We start from the raw sequence: 24,254 nt of genomic DNA on the forward strand, positions 1-24,254 counted from the left end.
TGGATGAATGGTCGGTTACGAGGGGCTAGTTTAGTTGCTCGCACGAGTGCCCACCGCGCTGGCTCGCTCGCGTGTACCGGTAATACGTTCGGCGGCGAGCCGGCCGGACAGCAGAACGGTCGGTACTCCCACCCCCGGAACGGTTCCCGATCCGGCGAGAACGACGTTGTCGAAGCCGCGGGCGAGGTTCTTGCGTCGGAACGGCCCCGTCTGGGTGAAGGTGTGTGCCGCCGCGAACGGGCTACCCGCGGCCATGCCCTTCTCGAGCCAGGTCTGCGGGGTGTCGACGTGATCGATATCGAACCCCTCGACCAGTCCCGTATAGCCACGTTCTTGCAGCGTGAGGATGATTTCACGCACGTAGGCCGGGCCGAGAACTGCCCAGTCGAGCGGCGCACTGTCCAGATTCGGGCACGGCGCGAGGACTGACAGCGGTTCACGGATCCGGCCGTCTCGCGAGAAGGCCAGGCTCGGGTCGGTCTGCGCCGGTCGGGTGACGAGCAGTGACGGATCACTCATCAATTGCCCGCGGCCGCGGCGTGCCGTGATCTCGGCGAAGGTGCGCTTCCACGCCTCGCCGAAGTCGATCATGTGGTGTCGCTGCGCGGGCCATCCGTCGGCGACGGCTGAAGAAACAGTGCCGTGAATCACGACCGCGGACGGCGATGTACGCACCGGTCGCGGGCGCAATCGCGTATGCGGGCGCAAGAGGGAGTCCGTGACGGCCATGTCGGGGGTGAGGACTGCGACGTCACAGTCGAAGCTCTCACCGTCGCGTGTGTGTACGGCACGCACGCGACGGTCGCTCACCTCGAGTCGTTCGACCGTGCGGCCGAGATGCAGAATTCCGCCGGCTTCGGTGAAAGCGTCGGCCATCGACTCGGCGATCGTGCGCATCCCGCCCTCGGGAAAGTAGACGCCCAGTGAGGTGTCCATGTGAGCGATCGCCCCGTACACCGCGAGGGCTCGAGACGGAGCAACTCCCGCATACAGCGCTTGGAAAGTGAAGATCCGCCGGAGGCGAGGGTCGCGGATCTTGCGATCCACCTGCCCGCCCAGTTTCCCGAATCCTCCCAGTGCGACGAGTCGGCTCAGATCCTTGACTGCGCCACGCGAATTGACCAGTCCGAGGGGAGAATCGAAGTCGGCGTCCATGAAGCGGTCGAATTCCGCGTCGAAGATGCGGTTCAGCCATCGCCGCAACGCACGGTATCGCTGCGCTTCTTCCGGCCCGCAGACACGAGAGACTTCGGCAGCCATGTCTTCGGGGTCGGCGTGAACATCGAGAGCGGTGCCGTCTGCGAATCGCGCGTGGTACGTCGGATCGAGCTTGTGCACAACGAATTTGGGGTTTGTCGAGTCGGGGTCGGCGCCGACGGCCGCAAGAGCGTCTTCGACGAGTTCGGGCATCGTGAGCACCGTTGCGCCGTTGTCGATGCTGTAGTCACTGCCCTGGTAGACACCGACTCGCCCGCCGACCGAGCCGTTGCTTTCGAGGATCGTGACGTCGCGGCCGGCGCTACGCAGATACAACCCCGCAGACAGTCCGGCAAGTCCCGCGCCGACGATCACGACTCGATCGGTCGGCGAGCTGACGGTTCGAGTGCGGTGCACGTCGGCCACGGTCAGTAGCTTCGCTTCGTGGCCGCGATCGCCATATCGGTCAGGCGAGCCTTGGACTCTGCCGTTGCCGTGCTCGAGTCGAGGGCGTTCGCAGCTGCCTCGACGAGGGTGTCGATCTGCGTTTCGACGTCGGTGACGGCGCCAAGATCGGTGATCACCTGACGCAGAGTGTCGACTTCGTTGTCGGTCAACTGGGTGCCGATTCCGTTGCGGAGCAGTTCTGCTGCCGCCGGATCTGCGGCGTCGGCGCGGGCAAGCGCCATCGCGAACAGGACAGTCCGCTTACCGGCGATGAGATCGTCGCCCGACGGTTTGCCCGTGACGGACGGATCTCCGAAGACACCGAGCAGGTCGTCGCGAAGTTGGAAGGCAATCCCGATGTCGGTGCCGAACGTCCGGTAGGCATCGATCAACTCGGCGTCTGCACCGAACAGTGCGGCGCCGAGGTGCAGTGGGCGTTCGATCGTGTACGCGGCGGTTTTGTAACGGTTGACCCGCATGGCTGCCTCGACGGTCTCGTCTCCGCGGGCTTCGTTGCTGATGTCGAGGAATTGGCCACCGAGCACCTCGGTGCGCATTGCCGACCAGACCGGGCTCACTCGTGCGGCCGCGTCGGGGCTGATCCCGGATTCTCGGATCATGTCGTCAGCCCAGGCCAAGGCCAGGTCGCCGAGGAGAATGGCGACGGCCTCGCCGAAGTGCGCGGAGTCGCCGCTCCACTCCTCGCCTCGGTGCTGGTCCTCGAATTCGACGTGAACGGTCGGGAAGCCGCGCCTGGTCGTTGATGCGTCGATGATGTCGTCGTGGACGAGCGCGCAGGCCTGCACCAGTTCGAGGGCCGCGCATGCACGAATCACCGCCTCCGCGTCGCTCCCGTTCGGGTCGCCTCCGGCGCCGAGCCATCCCGTCCAGGCGAACGAGGGCCGGACGCGCTTTCCTCCGCGCAGGACGAAGGCTTCGAGGGTGCTGACGGCTTTCTCGTATCCACCGCCGATATTCGAGACGAGTTCGCGGCGTGAATCGAAGAAGTCGCGGAGCGCTCCTTCGAACATGCCTGGCAGTTCGAGTGAGGTCGGATGCGGTGCGGTGTTGGTCGAACTCTGTCCAACGCGCGCGGTTCCTGCGGACAGGGTGGCCTCCAAGATCGGTATTGTTCTCGCGCCGGAGGGTTACACGGAAGCGAGCTTGGGGCCCAGCTTAGTGGGGGTTGGAATCAACGGCGGTTCGGGCCGTGAACTGCGTGATCCTGACATTCGGGATACGCAGTCCTGGGCGATGAGCTTGTTTGCAGCTGGAAAACATATGCTTGACCGGTGACATTCGATCCAGTCAGGGGCCGCTCCAGCGAGGGGTGGGCCACCCGAACACCGTCGATCGTCGATCGGATCGCTTCCTCGACAGGTAGCCGTATTCCGTTCTCGGTCGAGTTTTCGCCGCCGCGCGACGCTGACGCCGAAGCACGCCTGTGGCGTGCGGTGCGTACCTTCGAGCGGCTCGGACCGGCGTTCGTCTCGATGACTTACGGCGCAGGTGGCTCGACGCGCGATCGTACGGTGCGCGTCACCGGCGAACTGGCCGAGGAGACGACCCTGCTGCCGGTTGCTCACCTGACTGCTGTTTCGCACAGCACCGAAGAACTTCGCGCCATGGTCGGTGCATACGCCGACCGTGGCATCAGCAACATCCTCGTGTTGCGCGGCGATCCGCCCGGCGATCCGCTCGGCGAGTGGAAGAAGCATCCCGAAGGCGTCGAGTACGCCGAGGAACTCGTGCGGATGGTCCGTGACCTGGGCGACTTCCACGTCGGTGTCGCGTCGTTCCCCGAGGGGCATTACCGCGCTCCGGACTTGGCGTACGACACGAAGTACCTGGTGTCGAAGTTGCGTGCCGGCGCCGAGTACTCGATCACGCAGATGTTTTTCGACGTGGAGGACTACCTGCGTCTCCGTGACCGCGTGAGTGCATACGACGCAGAACAGGGCGCCAAGCCGATCATCCCGGAGATCATGCCGGTGACGTCGCTGCGCTCGGTGAGGCGCATGCTCGAGCTGTCGGGCTCGTCGTTGCCTCCCGCCCTCGAACGCCGATTCGACGCCGCGGCCGGAAGCGGTCCGGAAGAGAACCGTGCAGCGGTCCGCGAACTCGGCATCGATCTGGCCACCGAGATGGGAGAGCGGTTGATCGCCGAAGGCGCTCCGTGCCTGCACTTCATCACGTTGAATTTCGCGCGCGCCACCAGTGAGGTCCTCGAGCGACTCGGTCTCACCCCCGACACCTCTGTCGGGACAGCACAAGCCGTCTGATCCCGGTTGCCCCGCTCGACACTTATCGAGGGGGCAATCGTCAGGCGCTACTTCGTGGTGTTTTTCGGATTCCTGTTGTCAGCTTGCTTGCTGCCAGGTGATTTCGTGACAGGCGTCTTCATGGCCGGTGCTTTCGCGGCGGGCGCGCGCTTGATCGGTGCTCGATTGCGCGCCATCCAGGCCATTGCACCGACGATAATCGCGACACCGAGCGCCAGTCCGGCCATGATTCCTGCCCACCCGGCGAAGCTTCGGGTGCTGGGGTCCGCGTAGTTGACCTCGGCGCGCATTGTCGACACCTCGCCGGCGGGCAAAGTCCACGAAACCCGGGAATCGCCGTCTCGTGTTCCGTTGGTCGTGCCGACCCGTGCCGGGAAGGCGATGCTGACCTGGACGTCGGCGCCCTGAGTCGGAACCGTCTTCAGGTCTGCCTTGCCGTCGAGCGTGACGGTGTCCCCGGATCGCTTGAGGGTGATCTGGAACGACCCGGATCCCTCGGCATACATCGAGCCCAGTTGGGCGACGTCACCGAAGGACAAGTCGCTGAAGAACGCCTGGCTGCCGACGTATCCGTCCTTCTTGTATTCCTGAACCCGTATCTTGTCCTCCAGCGAGGAAGGCGGGGTCAGCTGCGGACCCTTGTCCGCCTCGTTCGCCGGAATAGCGGCAGCTACCACCTGTCCGGTCACACGATCGTTCGCGGACACTCCCATCGACACCTGCACGCGGATGCACCCGGCAAGCAAGGGAACAAGCATGAGGGCGAGCGCGGCAACCGTCAGGAAACGTTTCCGACTGGTCGGCTTGGCGGCGGGATCGGTGGACTGTTGCACAGTGGTCATCGTGCCAGCCGTGGCGTAGCCAGTCATCGAGGCGGGGGCGTGTCGGCGGGTGAAGTTCGGTGGGTGACCTTCACGACCTGCTCGAACGACGCATCCACTGACTCGCTTTACCCCGGCGGCTGTCGGACAGTGCGATTCGAGCCGCACTGCGACCACTGGCTCCGGACACACCACCACCGGGATGCGTCGATGCTCCGGTCAGATACAACCCGTCTGCTCCCGGAACGCGATGGCCGGACAGTTCGGGAAGCGGTCGCCACAACATCATCTGATCGAGTGACATCTCGACGTGCATGACATTTCCGCCGATCATCCCCAATTCCGACTCGATGTCGCGGGGAGTCTGAATGAAGCGGTCGAGGACGGAATCGGCGAATCCGGGTGCAAAAGCCTCCATCTCGCCGACGATCCGGTCGGCCTCGGCCTCGGCGACCGACGCCCAATCGCGATGTCCGCTGAGACGATACGGCTGCCACTGCGACCACAGTGTCACCTGATGCCGCCCGGCCGGGGCGATCGTGGGATCGATTCCGCTGAAACTCATTCCGAGAACCGCAGGGCGAGGAGGCAGTTCCCCCGCCAGTGCTGCGCCGTGTGCAGTGCGCAAGTGGGCGCGATCGGAAACGAGTAATTGCAATCCCGAGGTACTTTCCCGTGTCGTGGCGTCGCCGCGGTAGGACGGGAGCGCAGATGTTGCCAGTCGCAATACAGCGCCGATGCCGGGGCCGACCCTGATCTTCCGCCGCCAGTGATCGAGCGTGGTTCGGTCGAATCCTCCGGTGCCCAGGAGATCGAGTGTCGTGAGGATGTGGCAACCCGCGATTACCTTGCGAGCGTGAACTTCTCGACCGCTCTCGGTTGTGACGGTCCAGTGGTTCGAGTTCCGGCGGATCGACGTCACGCCGTCACCGAGCGCGACGGTGGCGCCGTCGACAGCCATCCGGGAGGCCAACGCAGCACTCAGTGCGCCGCTCCCTCCGACTGCTCGCCCGGGCGGTAGGACGTGCATGAGGGCCGCGAAGCCGACCATCGGAGCGGTTCCCGGTTCCGACATCGGAGGCCCGGACTGGGCGCCGAACCACGCCAACGCTGCCTTGAGCGCCTCACTGTCGAAATACTCGTCCAGCAGTGCGTCGCCAGGCGCGAGGAACTGCCGCGACAGTTCGCTGTTGCCGCGCGCTGTGGCCAGTCCTCCGAACGCACCGATCAGGTTCGATCCGGTGGGCGGTGTGGAAAATGCCTTCATCACGTGTCGGCTGCGCTCCGACCAGACCGCGAAGAACTGCCGGTACGCGTCGGCGTCCTTTGTCCCGCAAGCTCGTTCGATGGACCGGCAGGTTGCATCGAGATCGCGATGAAACACGATGCCCGGCCCGTCGGTGCCAGGGGCGGGCGGAGCGAACGCCCACGGGTCACAGTCGATGTAGCGAAGGCCGTGCGCGCCGAGTCCGAGTTCCTCGATGATGCCACTGTGTCGGATCATGAGGTGCGCAGACGACCCCCGGTCCACCTTGTATCCGGGAAATCGCTCGACGGTCGAGACGGCACCGCCGAGAACCGTGTCCTTCTCCAGAACCTCGACCGACCAACCCTCACGTGCGAGATACGCGGCCGAAACGAGCGCGTTGTGTCCGGAACCGACGACGACGGCGTCGAGAAATGCGCTCACAGCGGCAGTCCACGGCCGAGGACTGCAAATGGCCGGTTGTCGCCGGCAAAACGAAATCTGCGGAGCACGTCGCGAAAGCCGAGGCGGCGGTACAGCCGCCAGGCTCGGTTGTCCTCGTCGAACACCTCAGGTGTCGACAACAGAACGCTGCGTTCGGTTCGATCGACGAGGAGGTGGCGCAAGAGTGATTCGCCCAATCGGTGACCTTGACCGTTCGGATGCACGTGGAGTTCGGTGAGTTCGAAGTAGTCGCTCAGAATCGCGTCGATCTCGCTTTGAGGGCGACCCGAGCGCCGAAGCCCGTGCAGTACCTGTTGATGCCACCACTGGTCCGGGCTCCCGCGATACCCGTAAGCGATCCCCACCAGCGGCAGATTTTCGTGTGACGGTTCCTGGGGAACCGCCAATGCGCCGACGGCTTTCCAGCCAGGCCGGTTCGCGTGCTCCTGCCACATCGGTGCGCGATGGAACTCGGTTCCTCGCGGATAGTCCATCGCAGTGACGTACACGGCCAGTGCCTCGTGGAGTCGACTCGCGAATTCTTCACGATCGAGGTCGACCGTATGTGGTGTCCAGGCGATCTGCGGGTCGACCGGTCTCACCTCTTCTCTTGACGGCGTGTCGGTGGGTGCAGTTATATTGAATAGGTCGAACAGATGTTCGATGTGGGTGATCCGGAGATGCCCGAAGGGAAGCGGGCATCTCCGGCCCACCTGGCCTTGGATCCTTACGGTGCAGGAGGTGCCCCGATGTCCGAGCATGTAAAGCCTGATCGTGTGAAGTGCCAACGAACTCTTCCGGCCGAGTTGTCGAGCCCGTCGGATGCCGCAATCTCGCGATTGCCGATATCGGCGAGGCGGTCCTTCGGTGCGACGGACGCCAGCCACCGCAGTGCGCAAGTGGGAAAGTCCGGTGTGGCGTGGGGGCTCCTCCGGAAGGCGGATGCGCTTCTCGAGGAAGCGATTGGGGCGGGCGATCCTGCCGACCGGTTCCGGTGTGCCTATCTGGCAGCACTACGTGGTGCCGGGGCAGTGTTGGCCGCAGCTCCTGCCGGTGCCGGGTCGAAGCGCAAGCGAAGCGGAAACGCGTGGGTTCTGATGGACGCCGCAGCGCCCGCGTTCGGAGCGTGGTCGAAGTTCTTCGCGGGGTGGTCCGCTGCGCGTGCGGCCGTGGAAACCGGTGTGTCGATCGTGATCACGGACTCCGATTCCGATGCATTCTTCGCCGAGGTCGGTCGTTTTCTCACGGCGGTCGAAGATTTCATCGGTCAGGACGCGTCCGAGCATTTGCGAGCGTCGTGAACAAATGGTCCGTGTTGGCAGTTGTTTCCGGGGAATTTCCTGGTCCGCACAGGCAAATGGAGCCGAATCGGGGCCCTTCGGCACGAATACGTACGCTTGTGGCGGAACTCGTACCCGGAGTTGGTGGTCCGAGACCTAAACTGCTCGTATTATGAAAACAGGTAATCGTCCAACTTGATTACCCGCCGCCCCACACCGTGGGGTGGTTGCCAAACTTCCAGTGCCGGGGGAGGTACCGTGCCACTCTCCGAGCACGAGCAGCGCATGCTCGATCAGATCGAGAGCGCTCTCTATGCCGAAGACCCCAAGTTCGCCTCCAATGTGAGGGGCGGCCGTATGCGGGCGCCGTCGAGTAGACGGCGGTTCCAAGCAGCGGCTCTATTCGTGCTGGGTCTGGTCCTGCTGATCGCGGGGGTTGCCCTCCCGCTCAAGCCGGGCGGTTTTCCGATCATCAGCCTGTTCGGTTTCTTGTTCATGTTCGGCGCAGGGGTCTTGTTCCTCTGGGGTGGTGGACGCAAGTCCGCAGCAGCAGCCGAACCCGCTTCCGAAGGTGGCAATCATCCCTCCGGTCCGCCGGGTAGGGGTAGTGCCGGTGGATCCGGGCGGGGACGCGGCCGCAAGTCCGGCGGCGGATTCTCGTCGCGGATGGAAGATCGATTCAAACGCAGGTTCGAGCAGGACTAGCTCTCCCGCCCTCCTTCGGGCGTACTTCGAGAGTGGTGCAGTTCGGACATGACGCCCTCTGTAGGGCACGGACGACCACACGTGTGCCGGCAATCCATCGAAGTGAATCAGTGACGCGCGAGCGAATCACTCGCCACCCACGGTCGCCCCTAGGCAAGCCCGCGGGCTTCCTCCACTTCGCTCCACTCGGCCCTCCACTTTCCTCCACCCTGGTCGAACTGCAACGCACGACCAGACCTCGTCCCGCTCACGTCTATTCGAAAACCGCGCTTGTACTGCGATTTTGCTAGGGGGAGCGACAAATCGTGGCGTGAAGGGTCGATATGACGGCGGTGTGGGCCGGGACACGGTTGCAAATTTCCCCCACGTATCCCCACCTGCGCTGACCTGCTATTTATCAGCAAATGATGCTGAATAGGGACCATGTGCTCCTTGTTTGTGGGGGAAAGTGGGGTACTGTGGGTTCGGGCGGAGAGCTGAAGCACGATCCGCTCGATAGGGAGGGTTTCAGCGCAAGCTCGCAGGAGGTGTCGAGTGTTCCTCGGTACCTTCACGCCGAAGCTCGACGACAAAGGTCGGCTCACGTTGCCGGCAAAGTTCCGAGACGAACTGGCAGGAGGATTGATGATCACCAAGAGTCAAGATCACAGCCTCGCCATCTACCCCCGGGACGAGTTCGTCAAGCTTGCTCGAAAGGCAGCGGCAGCTCCACGCAATGATCCGGCAGCTCGGGCGTATGTACGTGCCCTGGCCGCCGGTACAGATGAACAGCACGCCGATGCCCAGGGGCGAATCACCCTCTCGGCTGATCATCGGCGTTACGCAAACCTGTCCAAGGAATGCGTAGTGACCGGCTCCGTCGATTACCTCGAGATCTGGGATCTAGCAGCCTGGGAGAGGTATCTCGGAGACAACGAAGAGGACTATTCGCAGGCAACAGGCGAATCTCTCAGCGAGATCGTCTAGGCGAAGAGCCCCCGGCGAATGCCGCGAGGCCTCTGCCCGGAAAGACCCTGACGCACTTCCCCAGCGCCAGGTTCTCCTTCGGGCAGGGACCTCGAAGCATTCGCCTTCTCGAACAGTCATCGCCTTCTCGGAAAGTCAGCACCTTTTCGAAAAGTCATCGGAAATCATGAAAGTAGGAGCCGGAGCAATCATGGTGGATCACGAGGTGAACGAACCCTCGGATGCCGATGGCTTCGCGCACGTCCCCGTACTTCTGCATCGTGCCGACGATCTTCTCGGCCCTGCCATCACCGCCGTCGGTGACGGTGGCGAAGGCGCATACATGATCGATGCGACGTTGGGGCTCGGTGGCCACTCCGAATTCTTCCTCGGCAAGTACCCGGGCCTTCACCTCATCGGTCTCGATCGCGACACCAACGCACTCCGCATCGCTTCCGAGCGTCTGGCGCCATTCGCGGGCCGAACCACGTTCGTGCACACCACGTATGACGGGATCGAAGACGCGCTCGAACAGGCAGGTCTGCCGTCGACGGAGTCGGTTCACGCGATCCTCTTCGATCTGGGTGTGTCGTCGATGCAGTTGGACGAAGCCGACCGAGGTTTTGCGTACTCGATCGACGCCCCTCTCGACATGCGGATGGATCAGACGGTCGGGCTGACCGCGGCAGAGGTCCTGAACACCTACAGTCACGGTGACCTTGCTCGCATTCTGAGCACGTACGGCGAAGAGCGGTTCGCCGGAAAGATTGCGTCCGAGATCCTTCGGCAGCGTGAGCGTGAACCATTCACCACCAGTGCAGCTCTGGTCGAGTTGCTGTACCGAACAATCCCGGCGGCCACGCGGCGTACGGGTGGACACCCGGCCAAGCGCACCTTCCAAGCGCTGCGGATCGAAGTCAATGCCGAGTTGGATTCGCTTCGTGCGGCCGTTCCTGCCGGGCTCGATGCACTGGCAGTCGGTGGGCGAGTGGTGTTCATGTCCTACCAGTCGCTCGAGGATCGAGTTGTGAAGGCGGAGTTGGTTCCCCGCTCGAAGTCCACCAGTCCTGAAGGTCTACCGGTCGAGTTGCCGGGTATGGGGCCGGAGTTCCGCATTCTCACCCGTGGCGCAGAACGTGCGTCTGAGCAGGAAATCGAAGAGAACCCACGATCAGCTCCGGTGCGTTTGCGTGCCGCAGAACGCATTTCCAGGAGGCGGGCATGAGTCGTCAGGGTAAATCCGGTGCAGCGCAACGCGCATACGACAAGCGCACCGCACGGGCGGCAGGCCGGAGCGGAACTGCCGCTGCTGTCGGCCCGTCGATCTCTCCTCGGGCGATGCTCAAGGGACGGGTACCGTTCGTGGCCTCCGTTATCGGACTTCTGTCCATCGGTCTCGCGGTGACTCTGCTGCTGACCACTCGCGCTGCCGAGGATTCGTACCAACTCAGTGATGCACGTGCATACAACCAGTCTTTGGTCGAGCAGAAAGCAGCGCTCGAACGTGACTTCCAGTCGCGTAACTCGGCTCCGGAGTTGGCAAATCAGGCAAGCGCTCTCGGTATGGTCCCCGCCAAGGACCCTGCACGTCTGGTAGTTCATCCGGATGGTTCGGTCGAGGTCGTCGGAACGCCGACTCCCGCGACTGCCGGCGCGATGCCGCCGCTCGATGCGCCCACATCGGTGCCCGCACCGACCGCGACACCGCCGCGCACCACAACGCCGGTTGTTCCTGGAGCCACGCCGAGCGTTCCGAATAACACGCGAAACCTCGCGCAGAGTGAACAATTGGTTCCTGTGATCCCCACGACGACAGCACCCGCCACCACGACGGCGGTGCCTGCTCCGCCTGAGGAACGTCGGTGAGTCAGAACTCCCGTAACAACCCCGGTCGGCGTCCGCGCCGCTCGGCCACTGCCTCATTTCCGTTTCGTCAGCGAGTCGGTCGTATCACCATGTGTGGTGCGCTCGCCGTTGCGGCATTGCAGCTCTTGTGGATTCAGGGAATCGATGCGCCGAGCCTGGCTGCGGAATCTGCGAATCAACGAACCACGACGCAGGTCGATCCGGCCGTACGCGGCTCGATAACCGATCGCAACGGAAACCCCCTCGCGTTCACCATGGAAGCCAAGGCGCTGACTTTTCAGCCGGTGCGAGTACGCAAAGAACTCGAGGAAGCGCGCGCCAAGAGCATCGAGCAGGGCGCCGAGGGTGACAAGCAGGCGCCGGAAGTCAGCGATCGCCTCGCCGAGATCGCCGCCGGGATCCACGCCAAGCTCGGCGATACCGTTCCGGAAAAAGATCTGCTTCAGAAGATGAACAGCAACGAGACTTTCACGTACCTCGCCCGCAGCGTGGATCCGGCGGTTGCTGCCGAGATCTCGGACAAGTTCCGGGAGGTCGGCCTCGAGCGACAGGACATCCGCGAGTACCCCGGTGGCTCTCTGGCGGCGAATCTCGTCGGTGCGACCGGCTGGGACGGGCACGGTTTGCTCGGCCTCGAAGATTCGATGGACTCCACGCTCGCCGGAACCGATGGATCCGAAACGTACGACCGCGGTTCCGACGGCGCTGTGATCCCTGGTAGCTGGCGTGACAAGCAACCGGCCGTCAACGGTTCGGGTGTCGAGCTGACCATCGATTCGGACCTCCAGTTCTACGTTCAGCAGCAGGTCCAGATCGCCAAGGACAAGTCGGGCGCCAAGAACGCTTCGGTTGTGGTCATGGACTCCAAGACGGGACAGGTGTTGGCCATGTCCAACGACAGCACCTTCAACCCCGCGATCGGCATCGACAAGAACGCGCCGACAGCCGAAATGGGCAATCCGTCGGTCAGTACGCCGTTCGAGCCCGGATCGGTGAACAAGATCGTCACCGCAGCAGCGGCCATCGAGGACGGTAAGACAACTCCGGACGAAGTTCTGCAAGTCCCGGGCAGCATCACGATGTCCGGTGCCACAGTCAAGGATGCGTGGGATCACGGTGTGGCCCCGTATACCTCTACCGGTGTGTTCGGAAAGTCCTCGAACGTCGGCACCTTGATGCTCGCTCAGCGAGTGGGCGAGGATCGCTACGCAGACATGCTGAACAGGTTCGGCCTCGGACAACGCACAGACGTCGGACTTCCCGGCGAGAGCGCGGGCAGCGTCCCGAGTCGCGATCAGTGGTCCGGCGGAACCTTCGCGAACTTGCCGATCGGGCAGGGTCTTTCGATGACAACCTTGCAGATGACCGGGATGTACCAGGCCATTGCCAACGACGGTGTGCGAATTCCTCCGCGAATCGTGAAGTCGACTGTCGATTCTTCCGGCACTCGGACCGAGACGCCGCAGCCCGAGGGTGTCGAGGTGGTCAGCGCCCAGACAGCGTCGACGGTTCGGGACATGTTCCGATCGGTCACTCAGGAAGACACCGGCAACCAACGAGGAACCGGTGTTGCCGCGGGCGTCGAGGGATACCAGGTCAGCGGAAAGACCGGCACCGCGCAGCAGGTGGATCCCGCGTGCAAGTGCTACTCCAACTCCAACTACTGGATCACCTTCGCGGGAATCGCGCCCGCGGACAACCCCCGATTCGTGATCGGAATCATGCTCGACGCACCGGTTCGCGGTGTGGACGGCGGCGGCGGTCAATCGGCAGCACCGTTGTTCCACAACATCGCGTCGTGGATGCTGCAGCGTGACAGCGTTCCGATGTCGCCGGACCCCGGTCGCAAGTTGGTGTTGCAGGCGGACTGATTGCGGTGTGTCGGTTTCGACAGGGTCTTCGGGTGAATCCCGGACACGGTAATCTCAAACGTCGCAGTAACCTCATTCATCGCAGTACGCCGAACTTTGCTTGCGCTGCGACCGCCATAGAACAACGACCGCGATAGAACAACGACAATTGCCAGGAGTCGAGTGACAGTGCCGAATCGTTTGCAATCGTCGAACTCGGACGGCGCTCCCGGGACGCGTCCGACACAACCGGTTGCTACCGCGATCACGGCGCTCTCCGAACTGTCCGGAGCTCGCCTCGAATGGGTCGGGCAACCGGGATCACAGTCGTCGGAGGTCGTCGTCAAGGGCGTCGACCTGCGTGCGCAGGGAATCGTGGCCGATGACCTCTTCGCCGCTCTGCCCGGTGCCAGGACGCACGGCGCTCAGTTCGCCGTCGACGCTCTGGGGCGCGGTGCGACCGCGATCTTGACCGACGAGGCCGGCCTCGAATTGATCGAGGCCGCCGGCAAGGCGCCCGACCGGTCCGTCCCGGTTCTCGTTCATCCGAACCCGCGGGATGTGCTCGGTGAGATCTCAGCGGAGATCTACGGCCGGCCATCGGAGAAGATGCAGGTCGTCGGCATTACCGGCACATCCGGCAAGACGACGACGTCGTACTTGCTCGAAGCGGCGATTGCCGGAGCCGGCCGCAAGCCCGGTCTGGTTGGCACCATCGAGACTCGGATCGACGGCCGCCGAGTACCCAGCGCTCTGACCACGCCGGAAGCTCCGCAACTCCATGCTCTGTTCGCCGTGATGGCAGAGCAGGGGATCGATACCGTCGTCATGGAGGTGTCCAGTCACGCGCTGGCTCTCGGACGCGTCGACGGCATCCGCTTCGACATCGGCGCGTTCACCAATCTTTCGCAGGACCACCTGGATTTCCATCGGGACTTCGAGGAGTACTTCCAGGCCAAGGCTCGACTGTTCGATCCCGAGTCGACGGTGCGAGCCGAGCATGCCGTCGTCTGCGTCGACGACGTATGGGGTCGACGGATGGCTGAGTTGGCCGCGACCGACGAGAGCGATGCGGTGACCACGGTCTCGACCTCGACGGCCGAGGCCGAGTGGAAGGTCGGCGCCGTCCAGGTTGCCGAGGACGGCTCGCAGACCTTCGAGTTGGTCGGACCGGACGGACAATCGTGGCCCGTCTCGCTTCGCCTCCCCGGTCGATACAACGTGGCCAACGCAGCCTTGGCACTGACTGTCAGCTTCGCGGCCGGACTCGATCCGGACGCTGCTGTTCGAGCACTCGGAACGGTGGATGTCCCCGGACGGGTCCAGCGGATCGACCGTGGGCAGAGCTTCCTGGCAGTCGTCGACTACGCCCACAAACCGGCAGCGCTCGAAGCCGTGATCGCCACCCTGCGCAATCAGGTTCCCGGCCGAGTGGCTGTGGTCGTCGGTGCGGGCGGTGACCGCGACGCCGGCAAACGCACCCTCATGGGCGAAGCTGGTGCGAGGGGCGCAGACCTGCTGGTCGTCACCGACGACAACCCGCGCACCGAGGATCCCGCGAAAATTCGCGCTTCGGTTATGCAAGGCGCCATCGACGTTCCCGAATCCGAACGCGGCGAGATTCGCGAAGTGGGGGACAGGGCGCTCGCGATCGAGCAAGCAGTCCGGTGGGCGCAGCCAGGCGACGTAGTACTGGTGGCAGGCAAAGGCCACGAAGTGGGTCAAGAAATCGACGGGGTCAAACACCCATTCGACGACCGCGAGGTGTTGGGCGAAATGATCGGCCGATTCGCGATCAACACAGCACATGGAGGCAAGCAATGATCCCGATGACGCTCTCTCGGATCGCCGAGATCGTCGGAGGAACCCTGCATGACGTCGACGATCCGTCGACTCAGGTGACAGGAACCGTCGAATTCGATTCGCGCAAGGCTGGTCCAGGTGGACTGTTTCTCGCACTCCCCGGCGCACGCGTCGACGGTCACGACCATGCGGAAGCGGCGGTGGCCGCCGGTGCGGTGGCGGTGCTAGCAGCGCGGCCGGTCGGGGTTCCGGCGATAGTTGTCCCGTCGGTACCGAACGACGGTCCGAGCGCTGTGATGTTGCTCGAACATGACACAGACGGATCCGGGGCTGCCGTCTTGCATGCCCTCGGCCTCCTGGCCAGGGCCGTGGTCGACGAACTGGCAGCAGAGGGGTCGGCTTCGGGGGGCGGGCTGACGCTGGTCGGTGTCACTGGTTCGGCAGGCAAGACCTCGACCAAGGACCTGATTGCGGCGCTGCTTCGCGAACGCGGTGAGGTGGTCGCCCCACCAGGCTCGTTCAACAACGAACTGGGTTTGCCGTGGACTGTGCTCCGCGCCGACGAGAAGACCCGCTTCCTGGTCCTCGAGATGTCGGCCCGCGGGGTCGGTCACGTCGGCGAACTGACCAAGATCGCGCCGCCGAAGATCGGCGTCGTTCTCAATGTCGGCACCGCCCATCTCGGTGAATTCGGTTCGCGTGAAGCGATCGCGGTCGCCAAAGGTGAACTGGTGGAAGCACTCCCGTCGGCAGCCGACGGTGGAGTTGCGGTCCTCAACGCCGACGACCGCATGGTCGCCGCAATGGCGAGTCGAACCAAGGCCCGGATCGTATTCGTCGGTCAGTCCGAAGACTGCGACGTTCGGGCGACCGACGTGGTTGTCGACGACCAGGCCCGGGCTTCCTTCACGCTGAACTGTTCACAGGGTTCTGCGCGTATTCGCCTGGCCGTTCACGGCGAACATCACGTGAGCAACGCTCTTGCCGCGGCGGCCGTCGCACTCGAGAACGGCCTCGCGGTTGCAGACATTGCGCGTGTCCTCGAGGGCACGAAGGCAGCGTCCGCGAGGCGGATGGAAGTCACCGAGCGCGCCGACGGCGTCACCGTCGTCAACGACAGTTACAACGCCAATCCCGATTCCATGCGCGCTGCGCTCAAAGCGTTGGTGTCCATGGCGCGATCGGATCGGCACTTCGGGCGCCGTAGCTGGGCTGTGCTCGGTGAGATGGGTGAACTCGGGCCGGAATCGGTCGTCGAGCATGACGCGATCGGTCGCTTGGCCGTCAGACTCGATGTCAGCAAGTTGATCGTCGTCGGAACGGGCCGCACCTCGCGTGCGATGCATCAAGGTGCGGTGATGGAGGGGTCGTGGGGTGACGAGTCCGTCGTCGTGCCAGACGCAGCTGCGGCAATCGCCATTCTCGAAGCGGAACTCGAACCGGGCGATCTCGTCCTGGTGAAGGCGTCCAAGTCGGTTGAACTGTGGACGGTCGCCGAAGCGATTCTGGTCGCAACGCCCAGCGACAACACCGGTGACGCGAACACCGATGGCGAGAACGGCGGGGATTCGCAGTGATCCAGATTCTTCTCGCCGCAGGCATCGCGCTGGCGGTCTCCATCATGCTCACGCCGATCCTGATCAAGGCGTTCTCGAAACAAGGTTTCGGGCAGGAGATCCGAACCGAAGGTCCAGCCAGTCACCAGGCCAAGCGCGGCACTCCCACGATGGGCGGCGTCGCGATCCTGACCGGAATCTGGGCCGGCTATCTCGGCTCACACCTCATCGGTCTCGGCATGGACAACGCGGAGGGACCGTCGGCGTCCGGCCTACTCGTGCTCGGTCTGACCACCGCGCTCGGTGGAGTCGGTTTCCTCGACGACTTCATCAAGATCCGCAAGCAGCGCAATCTGGGACTGAACAAGACAGCGAAGCTGGTCGGCCAGTTCGTCGCTGCCATTGCCTTCGGAATCTTGGCCCTTCAGTTCCGCGGTGACGACGGGCTGACTCCGGGCAGTGTTCATCTGTCGTACGTCCGCGACATCGCCACCGTCTCACTCGGTTCCGTGGTCTTCATCGCCTTTTGCTACCTACTGGTCAGCGCCTGGTCCAATGCCGTCAACCTGACCGACGGCCTCGACGGATTGGCCGCCGGAGCGATGAGTTTCGTTCTCGGCGCCTACGTCATCATCACGTTCTGGCAGTTCCGCTACTCGTGCGAGACGAATCCCGGTAAGGGTTGCTACGACGTACGAGACCCGCTCGATCTCGCGGTGCTCTGCGCGGCCGGCGCCGGCGCGTGCATCGGTTTCCTCTGGTGGAATGCCGCACCCGCCAAGATCTTCATGGGCGACACCGGTTCTCTTGCCCTCGGCGGCATGCTCGCCGGATTGTCGATCACCACAAGCACGGAACTGTTGATGGTGGTCATCGGTGCACTGTTCGTCGCGGAGGCCGCGTCGGTGGTGATCCAGGTAGCGGTGTTCCGGTCCAGCCGACGGCGGGTCTTCCGAATGGCGCCGTTCCATCACCACTTCGAACTCGCCGGGTGGGCTGAAACCACGGTCATCATCAGATTCTGGTTGCTGGCGGCTATTGCGTCGGCTATCGGATTGGCACTCTTCTACAGCGAATACCTCGCAGCGCTCGGAGGCTGAAAACCATGACCAGCTCAGCGGATTCCGAGAACGACCTGTCCTGGCTCCGCGGTACGCGAGTGCTGGTCGCCGGAGGGCGGGTGTCCGGTCAAGCGACCATCGAACCTCTCGTCGCGCTCGGCGCTGTCGTGACGGTCGCCGATTCGACCCTCGACTTCGCGCAGCGCTGCGCCGAACTCGGCGCGGACATGGTGACCACCACCTCGATCGAGGATGCCCCGGATTCGATCACCGAGTACGGGCTCGTCGTCACCAGTCCGGGCTTTCGGCCGGACGCACCGATCCTTGCAGCGGCCGCCGGTCACGGGATTCCCATCTGGGGAGACGTCGAGTTCTCGTGGCGCGTCGACCACAGCGGGCACTTCGGCGGACCCCGTAAATGGCTCGTCGTGACGGGGACGAACGGAAAGACCACGACGACGTCGATGCTGGCCTCGATTCTCGACGCCGCCGGAGTTGTCGGCCGAGCCTGCGGGAACATCGGGCTTCCGATACTCGAGGCACTCGCCGAGACGTCGCCGCGCGTGGAGTACCTCGCTGTCGAACTGTCGTCTTTCCAATTGCACTGGGCACCCTCGGTGCGTCCGGATGCCGGCGTGGTCCTCAATGTCGCCGAGGATCACCTCGACTGGCACGGCGGAATGAGCGCGTACGCCGAGGCCAAGTCGCGGGCGCTGAGTGGAAAGGTCGCGGTGGTCGGCCTCGATGACGCAATCGCTTCCGAACTGGGAACTCGCGCAACTGCAGACATTGTCACCGGGTTCAGATTGGGTGAACCGGGCGAAGGAGAACTGGGTGTCGAAGCGGGGCACCTCGTGGACAACGCTTTCGGCGATCACGTCCGCTTGGCCGAAGCAGCTTCCATAGATCCGGCCGGCCCGGCAGGCGTCATGGACGCGCTGGCCGCTGCCGCTTTGGCGCGGGCACTCGGATTCGAGGCCGACGTCGTCGAACGCGGTCTGGCCGCACACAAGGTCGGCCCACACCGAGGGGCCCTGGTCGGTCGTGTCGGGTCCGTTGTGTACATCGACGATTCCAAGGCCACCAATCCGCACGCAGCCAGGCCGTCGATACTCGCGCACGACCGCGTCGTCTGGGTTGCAGGCGGTCTACTCAAGGGCGCAAGCGTCGAGCAGTTGGTGAGCGAAGTGGGGCCGAGACTGTCCGGCGCCGTTCTTCTCGGCCGTGACGCCGGTGTGATCGAGGACGCGCTGGCGCGACACGCGCCCGATGTTCCCGTGGTGCACGTGCTGTCGGGGGACGATGAAGTGGTGAGCGAAAACAGCAGCAACTCGACTCTCACCATCCGGCTGCCGTCGGGTGCCGACGCGGATGCCGTCATGGCCGCAGTGGTCGTCGAAGCTGCCGAGTTGGCGTCCCCCGGTGATGCAGTTGTACTTGCCCCGGCCGCCGCGTCCTTGGACATGTTCGCCAGCTACGGACATCGTGGCGACAGTTTCGCCGCCGCCGTAGCCGCATTACCCGATCCGTTCACGGATTCGCCTGGCCAAGCCGGGAACTTGCTATGACCAAGGGTCCCAAGACCCGGATCGGTGCCTGGTTGGCGCGGCCGTTGGCGTCGTTCCACCTGGTGGTGACGATTGCCACGATGTTGACTGTCTTGGGGCTCGTGATGGTTCTGTCGGCGTCGAGCGTCGAGCAGTACGTGTCCGGTGGCTCGGCATATTCGTTGTTCACCCAGCAGTTGATCTTCGCGATTCTCGGGGCGGTGCTCTTCTACGTCGCGCTGCGGATCCCGGCGAGAGTGCTCCGGCAGTATTCGTTTCCGCTGTTCGTCGTCGTGCTGATCATGCTGGTACTCGTCCTGATTCCGGGAATCGGCACCGAAGCGCAGGGTGCGCGTCGCTGGTTCAACGTCGGTGGATTCTCGGTGCAACCATCGGAAATCATGAAGGTCGCCTTGGCGATCTGGGGCGCGCATCTGTTGGCCTCGAGGCGTCCGGACGACCGATCCGTGAAGTCGATCCTGATTCCGCTCGTGCCCGCTGCGATGCTGGTCTTCGCCTTGGTCGTCGCGCAGCCGAACCTCAGTACGACCATCGCACTGGGAATCATCGTCGGGGCCTTGCTGTGGTTCGGTGGGCTTCCACTGAAACTCTTCGGCTCGATCGCGCTGACAGGCGTTGTCGGCGCCGCTGTCCTGGCCATGACGGCGGGTTATCGATCCGACCGAGTCCAGGCCTTCTTCAACAAGAGCGATGACCTGCAGGGCAACAACTATCAGGCCAAGCAGGCTTTGTATTCGCTCGCTGACGGCGGCGTTTTCGGTCGCGGACTCGGGCAGAGCGTCGCCAAATGGAACTACCTACCGAACGCTCACAACGACTTCATCTTCGCGATCATCGGTGAAGAGCTGGGATTTGTCGGCTGCGCAGTGGTGATCGGTTTGTTCGCTGTATTCGTGTACACGGGATTGCGGATCGCAGCCCGCAGCATCGATCCGTTCTGGCGGCTTCTGTCGGCCACCGCAACTACCTGGATCGTCGGCCAGGCGATGATCAACATCGGTTACGTCATCGGACTGCTGCCGGTGACCGGACTCCAGTTGCCCTTGGTCTCCGCCGGTGGTTCGTCCTTGGCGATCACGCTGTTCATGTTCGGGGTCATCGCCAATGCAGCGCGCCACGAGCCAGAAGCAGTTGCCGCTCTGAACTCCGGGCAGGACGGCAAGATCTCGAAGTTGCTCAGACTGCCCAAGCCGGTGCTGTACCACCCGCCGTCAGGGGGCCGGCCTATCCGTCGACCGAAGCCCGCACGACAGATCGAACCGGCACGCGGACGCGACGGCCGGCGCGCGATCGAGACGGGCGATCGACGCAAGCGGGCAGATCAAGGCGCTCGCCCTTCCTCGGATTCCAACCGAGGTGCGGCCGCTGGGTCACGGAAGCGCACCGCGGGAGGGCAGAATGGTCAGCGTCGGCAGGCGCCGACACGTAGGGCACAAGATCCACGAGAAGTTCGAGAGCGAGGAATTCGTAGGTGAGCGGCAACAAATCGGCTCTGTCGGTAGTGGTGGCAGGGGGAGGCACGGCTGGTCACATCGAACCCGCACTTGCGGTCGCGGACGCGGTCAAGGCCGCTCAGCCCGACACCAGGATCACCGCACTCGGGACAGCACGTGGTCTCGAAACCACCTTGGTGCCTGCCCGCGGGTACACACTCGAGCTCATTCCGCCGGTTCCGCTTCCTCGTAAGCCCACGATGGATCTGGTGAAATTGCCGACACGCATCCTCGCCTCGGTGCGCAAGACCCGTGAGGTACTCGATTCCGTCGACGCCGACGTGATCGTCGGTTTCGGTGGTTACGTCGCGCTTCCGGCGTATCTTGCCGCACGTGGCGGTGTTCTTCGGCGCCGCCGCAAGATTCCGATCGTCATCCACGAGGCGAACGCCAGTGCCGGTATCGCGAACAAGATCGGTGCTCGCCTGGCGACGCGGGTGCTTGCTGCTGTTCCGGGTTCCGGAGTGAAGAACCGCGGCGATCAGGACGCCGAGATCGTCGGCATCCCGGTTCGCGCGTCGATCGCCAATTTCGATCGAGCGGGACTCCGCTCGCAAGCTCGCGAGTACTTCGGACTGCCTCAGGACGGTCCCGTTCTGCTCGTCTTCGGCGGATCGCAAGGCGCGAAGTCGCTCAACGACGCGGTGTCCGGAGCAGCGGAAGAACTGGCGAAGGCCGGGATCTCGGTCCTTCACGCACACGGACCCAAGAACTCCCTCGAGGTCACGCAGTACTCGCAGACGGCACCGTATGTGGCTGTTCCTTATCTTTCGCGGATGGATCTCGCGTATGCCGCAGCCGACGCGACGATCTGTCGTTCGGGCGCGATGACGGTCGCCGAGGTCTCGGCGGTCGGACTACCGGCCGTTTACGTTCCGCTGCCGCACGGCAACGGTGAACAGGAACTCAACGCGAAACCCGTTGTCGCAGCGGGCGGCGCGATCATCGTCTCCGACAACGAGCTCACGCCGACGTTCGTCGCCGGCACCGTCGTCCCGATGCTGAGCGACAGCGTGCGTCTCGACAAGATGAGCAGTGGCGCTGCCAATGTCGGGCACCGCACGGCGGCAACAGAGATCGCACGGATCGTGCTCGACATCGCGGCAAAGGAAAACGCCGTCCAGGAAAATGCAAGGGGAAACCGATGACCGCGCTGCCCGCCCACCTCGAGCGAGTACACATGGTCGGAATCGGCGGTGCCGGTATGTCCGGCATCGCTCGAATTCTGCTTTCCCGCGGGGGCCTTGTCTCGGGTTCGGACGCCAAGGAGAGCCGAGGAGTCCTGGCGCTTCGTGCACGCGGGGCACAGGTCCGGATCGGCCACGACGCCGATGCTCTCGACCTGCTGCCAGGTGGACCGACCGTCGTCGTCACGACGCACGCAGCTATCCCGAAGGACAACCCGGAACTCGTCGAGGCCGCTCGCCGCGGAATCCCGGTGATTCTTCGGCCGGCTGTCCTTGCATCACTCATGCAGGGCAATCGCACGTTCCTGGTTTCGGGAACACACGGCAAGACGTCGACGACCTCGATGCTCGTGGTCGCCCTGCAGCACTGCGGTTTCGACCCCTCGTTTGCCGTTGGCGGCGAACTCAACGAGGCGGGCACGAATGCCCATCACGGCAGCGGTGACGTTTTTGTCGCCGAGGCGGACGAGAGCGACGGGTCGCTGCTTCAGTACGACCCCAACGTGATCGTCGTGACCAACATCGAGGCCGATCACCTCGACTACTTCGGCAGCGTCGAAGCGTATGTGAAGGTGTTCGACGATTTTGTCGACAAGCTACGTCCGGGTGGACTCTTGATTGCTTGCCTCGACGATCCGGGATCTGCGGATCTCGCGAAGCGAATCGTGGCCTCGGGTCGTTCGGACATCCGTGTGCTCGGTTACGGATCAGCGGATGCGCAGGAAGTAGAAGCGGGCACTGCCTTCGAGCCTGTCGACGGCGTCGAGGTCGGAGTCCGACTACTGGGCTTCCATGCACACGACGTCGGGGGAGTCCTGCAGTTCCAACTGGCCGGTGAGAGCGCCGCGCGAACCGTGCGGATGGCAGTGCCGGGTCGGCACATGGCGCTCAACGCACTTGCCGCCCTGCTGGCCGCCCGTGATGCGGGCGCCGAGACCGAGGAGATCGTCGAGGGGCTCGCCGGATTCGGTGGCGTCCACCGCCGCTTCCAGTTCACCGGCCGCGAGCGTGGTGTCCGGGTGTTCGACGACTACGCCCACCATCCGACCGAAGTTCGCGCGGTTCTCGGCGCGGCCGCGGATCTGGTTCGACCGGAAGATGATTCGTCGTCGACCAATTCGGCAGCCGGACGTGTGATCGTGGTCTTCCAACCTCACCTCTATTCGCGCACAGCGGCATTTGCCGTGGAGTTCGCGCAGGCACTGGACTTGGCCGACGAGGTAGTGGTTCTCGATGTCTACGGTGCTCGCGAAGAGCCGATGCCGGGAGTCAGCGGTGCGCTTGTCGCTCAATCGGTCACCAAACCTGTTCACTATCAACCCGATCTGTCGCAGGCACCGAAGCAGGTGGCGGCGTTGGCTCACCCCGGCGACATCGTCATCACGATGGGCGCCGGTGACGTGACCATGCTCGGCAAACAGATCCTCGATGCTTTGCGTTCGGCGCCGCATCCCGCGCCGCGATGACACCCGACGCACGAAGTCGTCGCGGGCGTCGAGATCCTCAGGCCAGGCGAGCCACCAGTACGCGTCGGCGCAGTACTCGCACCGAATCGCGATATTCGACGCGGTCGACGGAGCCGGCTCCCGAACCCACGCCGACTCGTAAGTGGTTCAAGCGACCGCTGATCGTGGCACCGCTGGCAATCGTGCTGGTGGTGGGAATTGCGCTGACGGCCTGGTTGTCTCCGGTGCTCTCGGTCCGGGGCACCGAAGTTCTCGGTGCGACGACGGTCAGTGAGGAACAGATCCTTTCGCTCCTGGCAGTACCGACCGGTCAGCCGTTGATGCGGGTCGACACCGGCGCCGCCGCCGCACGTGTAGCGACGATTCCGAAGGTGGCCTCCGCCCGAGTTCAGCGGATGTATCCGTCGACCATTCGCGTCACCGTCACCGAACGGGTACCGGTTGTCTTCGTCGACTCACCCGAGGGGGCACACCTGCTGGACGAGAAGGGTGTCGACTTCGAGATGGGAGTCCCGCCGCCGGGGGTTCCGCGTCTGGTGACACCGACGCCTGGATGGAACGACGAGCCGACGCTTGCCGCGCTCGAGGTGTTGTCGGTGTTGCCGCCGGATCTGAGATTTCAGGTGGGAGAGGTTGCCGCTCGGTCGATTTCGAGTGTCACGCTGACTCTGCTCGACGGTCGCGTCGTAAACTGGGGCGGTGTCGAGCACTCGGATCGTAAGGCTGCCGTGACGCTTCCTCTGTTGACTCAACCGGGGCAGACGTACGACGTGTCCAGTCCTGATCTTCCGACGGTCCGATAGCGCACGGTGCACCCGTGCGCCGGTGCGTGGCAAATACTTCGGTGTGTCTCGGCGCGCCTAATGGCGGAACGCGACGACGGTGCATAGCGTTTCGTTTCAGATCGAATACTTGACATAACTCTAACCCTGTGGTTGAGGTTTAGAGTTTATCTCGAACACCAGCAGTAACAAATACACCAGCAGTGACAAATACAGCAGCAGTAAAAAGACAGCAGCACTGACAAACAGCGTGAA

The 24,254-nt window shown here is 63.8% G+C and carries 20 protein-coding genes; 15 read left to right on the forward strand and 5 right to left on the reverse strand.

Translation table 11 applies throughout. The annotated features are described in order from the left end of the window. Positions 1 to 30: 30 nt before the first annotated feature. Complete coding sequence (crtI, locus tag AC3WQS_RS17890) at positions 31 to 1,623, reverse strand: phytoene desaturase family protein (RefSeq protein WP_264612953.1); 1,593 nt, start codon at positions 1,621 to 1,623, stop codon at positions 31 to 33. A 2-nt stretch (positions 1,624 to 1,625) separates the two neighbouring features. Further along, positions 1,626 to 2,765, reverse strand: coding sequence for a polyprenyl synthetase family protein (locus tag AC3WQS_RS17895; RefSeq protein WP_021344573.1), 1,140 nt, complete (start codon positions 2,763 to 2,765; stop codon positions 1,626 to 1,628). Positions 2,766 to 2,936: 171 nt separating this feature from the next. Between AC3WQS_RS17895 and AC3WQS_RS17900 the strand changes: the two genes are divergently transcribed. After that, a complete protein-coding gene (locus AC3WQS_RS17900; protein ID WP_020908084.1) occupies positions 2,937 to 3,926 on the forward strand; it encodes a methylenetetrahydrofolate reductase in 990 nt (329 codons plus the stop codon). 47 nt (positions 3,927 to 3,973) lie between these two features. Here the strand turns inward: AC3WQS_RS17900 and AC3WQS_RS17905 are convergent, their stop codons facing one another. The 3 genes from AC3WQS_RS17905 to AC3WQS_RS17915 form a co-directional block, all read right to left on the reverse strand. Continuing rightward, positions 3,974 to 4,768: an LppM family (lipo)protein gene (locus AC3WQS_RS17905; RefSeq protein WP_225989382.1), complete on the reverse strand. Its 795-nt coding sequence runs from the start codon at positions 4,766 to 4,768 to the stop codon at positions 3,974 to 3,976. Positions 4,769 to 4,838: 70 nt separating this feature from the next. Then, positions 4,839 to 6,437 carry a phytoene desaturase family protein gene (locus AC3WQS_RS17910; protein WP_243617324.1) on the reverse strand — a complete coding sequence of 533 codons (1,599 nt, stop codon included), beginning with the start codon at positions 6,435 to 6,437 and terminating at the stop codon, positions 4,839 to 4,841. After that, on the reverse strand, positions 6,434 to 7,039 hold the full coding sequence (locus AC3WQS_RS17915) for a GNAT family N-acetyltransferase (protein WP_046378704.1): 606 nt from the start codon (positions 7,037 to 7,039) through the stop codon (positions 6,434 to 6,436). Before AC3WQS_RS17915 ends, AC3WQS_RS17910 begins: the two co-directional genes overlap by 4 nt. Before the next feature lie 147 nt (positions 7,040 to 7,186). On the opposite strand from AC3WQS_RS17915, the gene AC3WQS_RS17920 reads away from it, so the two are divergent. From AC3WQS_RS17920 to AC3WQS_RS17985, 14 genes are all read left to right on the forward strand, one after another. After that, positions 7,187 to 7,738 (forward strand): SAV_6107 family HEPN domain-containing protein, encoded by a 552-nt coding sequence (locus tag AC3WQS_RS17920; protein ID WP_264612952.1) that lies wholly within the window; start codon positions 7,187 to 7,189, stop codon positions 7,736 to 7,738. A 237-nt stretch (positions 7,739 to 7,975) separates the two neighbouring features. Continuing rightward, the gene (locus tag AC3WQS_RS17925) at positions 7,976 to 8,422 is read left to right on the forward strand and encodes an SCO2097 family morphological protein (protein ID WP_019748880.1); all 447 of its coding nucleotides are present in this window, start codon (positions 7,976 to 7,978) and stop codon (positions 8,420 to 8,422) included. Between the two features lie 534 nt (positions 8,423 to 8,956). Then, entirely contained in the window at positions 8,957 to 9,388 is a 432-nt protein-coding gene (mraZ, locus tag AC3WQS_RS17930; protein ID WP_003941779.1) for a division/cell wall cluster transcriptional repressor MraZ, read from the forward strand. Between the two features lie 190 nt (positions 9,389 to 9,578). Continuing rightward, entirely contained in the window at positions 9,579 to 10,592 is a 1,014-nt protein-coding gene (gene rsmH, locus AC3WQS_RS17935; protein WP_029255554.1) for a 16S rRNA (cytosine(1402)-N(4))-methyltransferase RsmH, read from the forward strand. Next, complete coding sequence (gene ftsL / locus AC3WQS_RS17940) at positions 10,589 to 11,233, forward strand: cell division protein FtsL (protein WP_264612951.1); 645 nt, start codon at positions 10,589 to 10,591, stop codon at positions 11,231 to 11,233. Before rsmH ends, ftsL begins: the two co-directional genes overlap by 4 nt. Then, positions 11,230 to 13,104 carry a peptidoglycan D,D-transpeptidase FtsI family protein gene (locus tag AC3WQS_RS17945; protein ID WP_020908076.1) on the forward strand — a complete coding sequence of 625 codons (1,875 nt, stop codon included), beginning with the start codon at positions 11,230 to 11,232 and terminating at the stop codon, positions 13,102 to 13,104. The genes ftsL and AC3WQS_RS17945 overlap by 4 nt, the downstream gene beginning before the upstream one ends. A gap of 168 nt (positions 13,105 to 13,272) precedes the next feature. Then, positions 13,273 to 14,907, forward strand: a complete 1,635-nt coding sequence (locus AC3WQS_RS17950; protein ID WP_264614585.1) for a UDP-N-acetylmuramoyl-L-alanyl-D-glutamate--2,6-diaminopimelate ligase — start codon at positions 13,273 to 13,275, stop codon at positions 14,905 to 14,907. Next, entirely contained in the window at positions 14,904 to 16,463 is a 1,560-nt protein-coding gene (locus AC3WQS_RS17955; protein ID WP_492711446.1) for a UDP-N-acetylmuramoyl-tripeptide--D-alanyl-D-alanine ligase, read from the forward strand. Before AC3WQS_RS17950 ends, AC3WQS_RS17955 begins: the two co-directional genes overlap by 4 nt. After that, positions 16,460 to 17,542: a phospho-N-acetylmuramoyl-pentapeptide-transferase gene (gene mraY / locus AC3WQS_RS17960; protein ID WP_003941699.1), complete on the forward strand. Its 1,083-nt coding sequence runs from the start codon at positions 16,460 to 16,462 to the stop codon at positions 17,540 to 17,542. The genes AC3WQS_RS17955 and mraY overlap by 4 nt, the downstream gene beginning before the upstream one ends. A gap of 5 nt (positions 17,543 to 17,547) precedes the next feature. Beyond that, positions 17,548 to 19,071, forward strand: coding sequence for a UDP-N-acetylmuramoyl-L-alanine--D-glutamate ligase (murD, locus tag AC3WQS_RS17965; protein WP_047890080.1), 1,524 nt, complete (start codon positions 17,548 to 17,550; stop codon positions 19,069 to 19,071). Continuing rightward, positions 19,068 to 20,546 carry a putative lipid II flippase FtsW gene (gene ftsW, locus AC3WQS_RS17970; protein ID WP_019748873.1) on the forward strand — a complete coding sequence of 493 codons (1,479 nt, stop codon included), beginning with the start codon at positions 19,068 to 19,070 and terminating at the stop codon, positions 20,544 to 20,546. Before murD ends, ftsW begins: the two co-directional genes overlap by 4 nt. Beyond that, a complete protein-coding gene (murG, locus tag AC3WQS_RS17975; RefSeq protein WP_046378701.1) occupies positions 20,543 to 21,712 on the forward strand; it encodes an undecaprenyldiphospho-muramoylpentapeptide beta-N-acetylglucosaminyltransferase in 1,170 nt (389 codons plus the stop codon). The genes ftsW and murG overlap by 4 nt, the downstream gene beginning before the upstream one ends. Next, a complete protein-coding gene (gene murC / locus AC3WQS_RS17980; RefSeq protein WP_019748871.1) occupies positions 21,709 to 23,217 on the forward strand; it encodes a UDP-N-acetylmuramate--L-alanine ligase in 1,509 nt (502 codons plus the stop codon). The genes murG and murC overlap by 4 nt, the downstream gene beginning before the upstream one ends. Continuing rightward, entirely contained in the window at positions 23,214 to 24,020 is an 807-nt protein-coding gene (locus AC3WQS_RS17985; RefSeq protein ID WP_019748870.1) for a cell division protein FtsQ/DivIB, read from the forward strand. The genes murC and AC3WQS_RS17985 overlap by 4 nt, the downstream gene beginning before the upstream one ends. Positions 24,021 to 24,254: the final 234 nt, after the last annotated feature.

This window comes from Rhodococcus sp. FW305-130 (assembly GCF_058788335.1).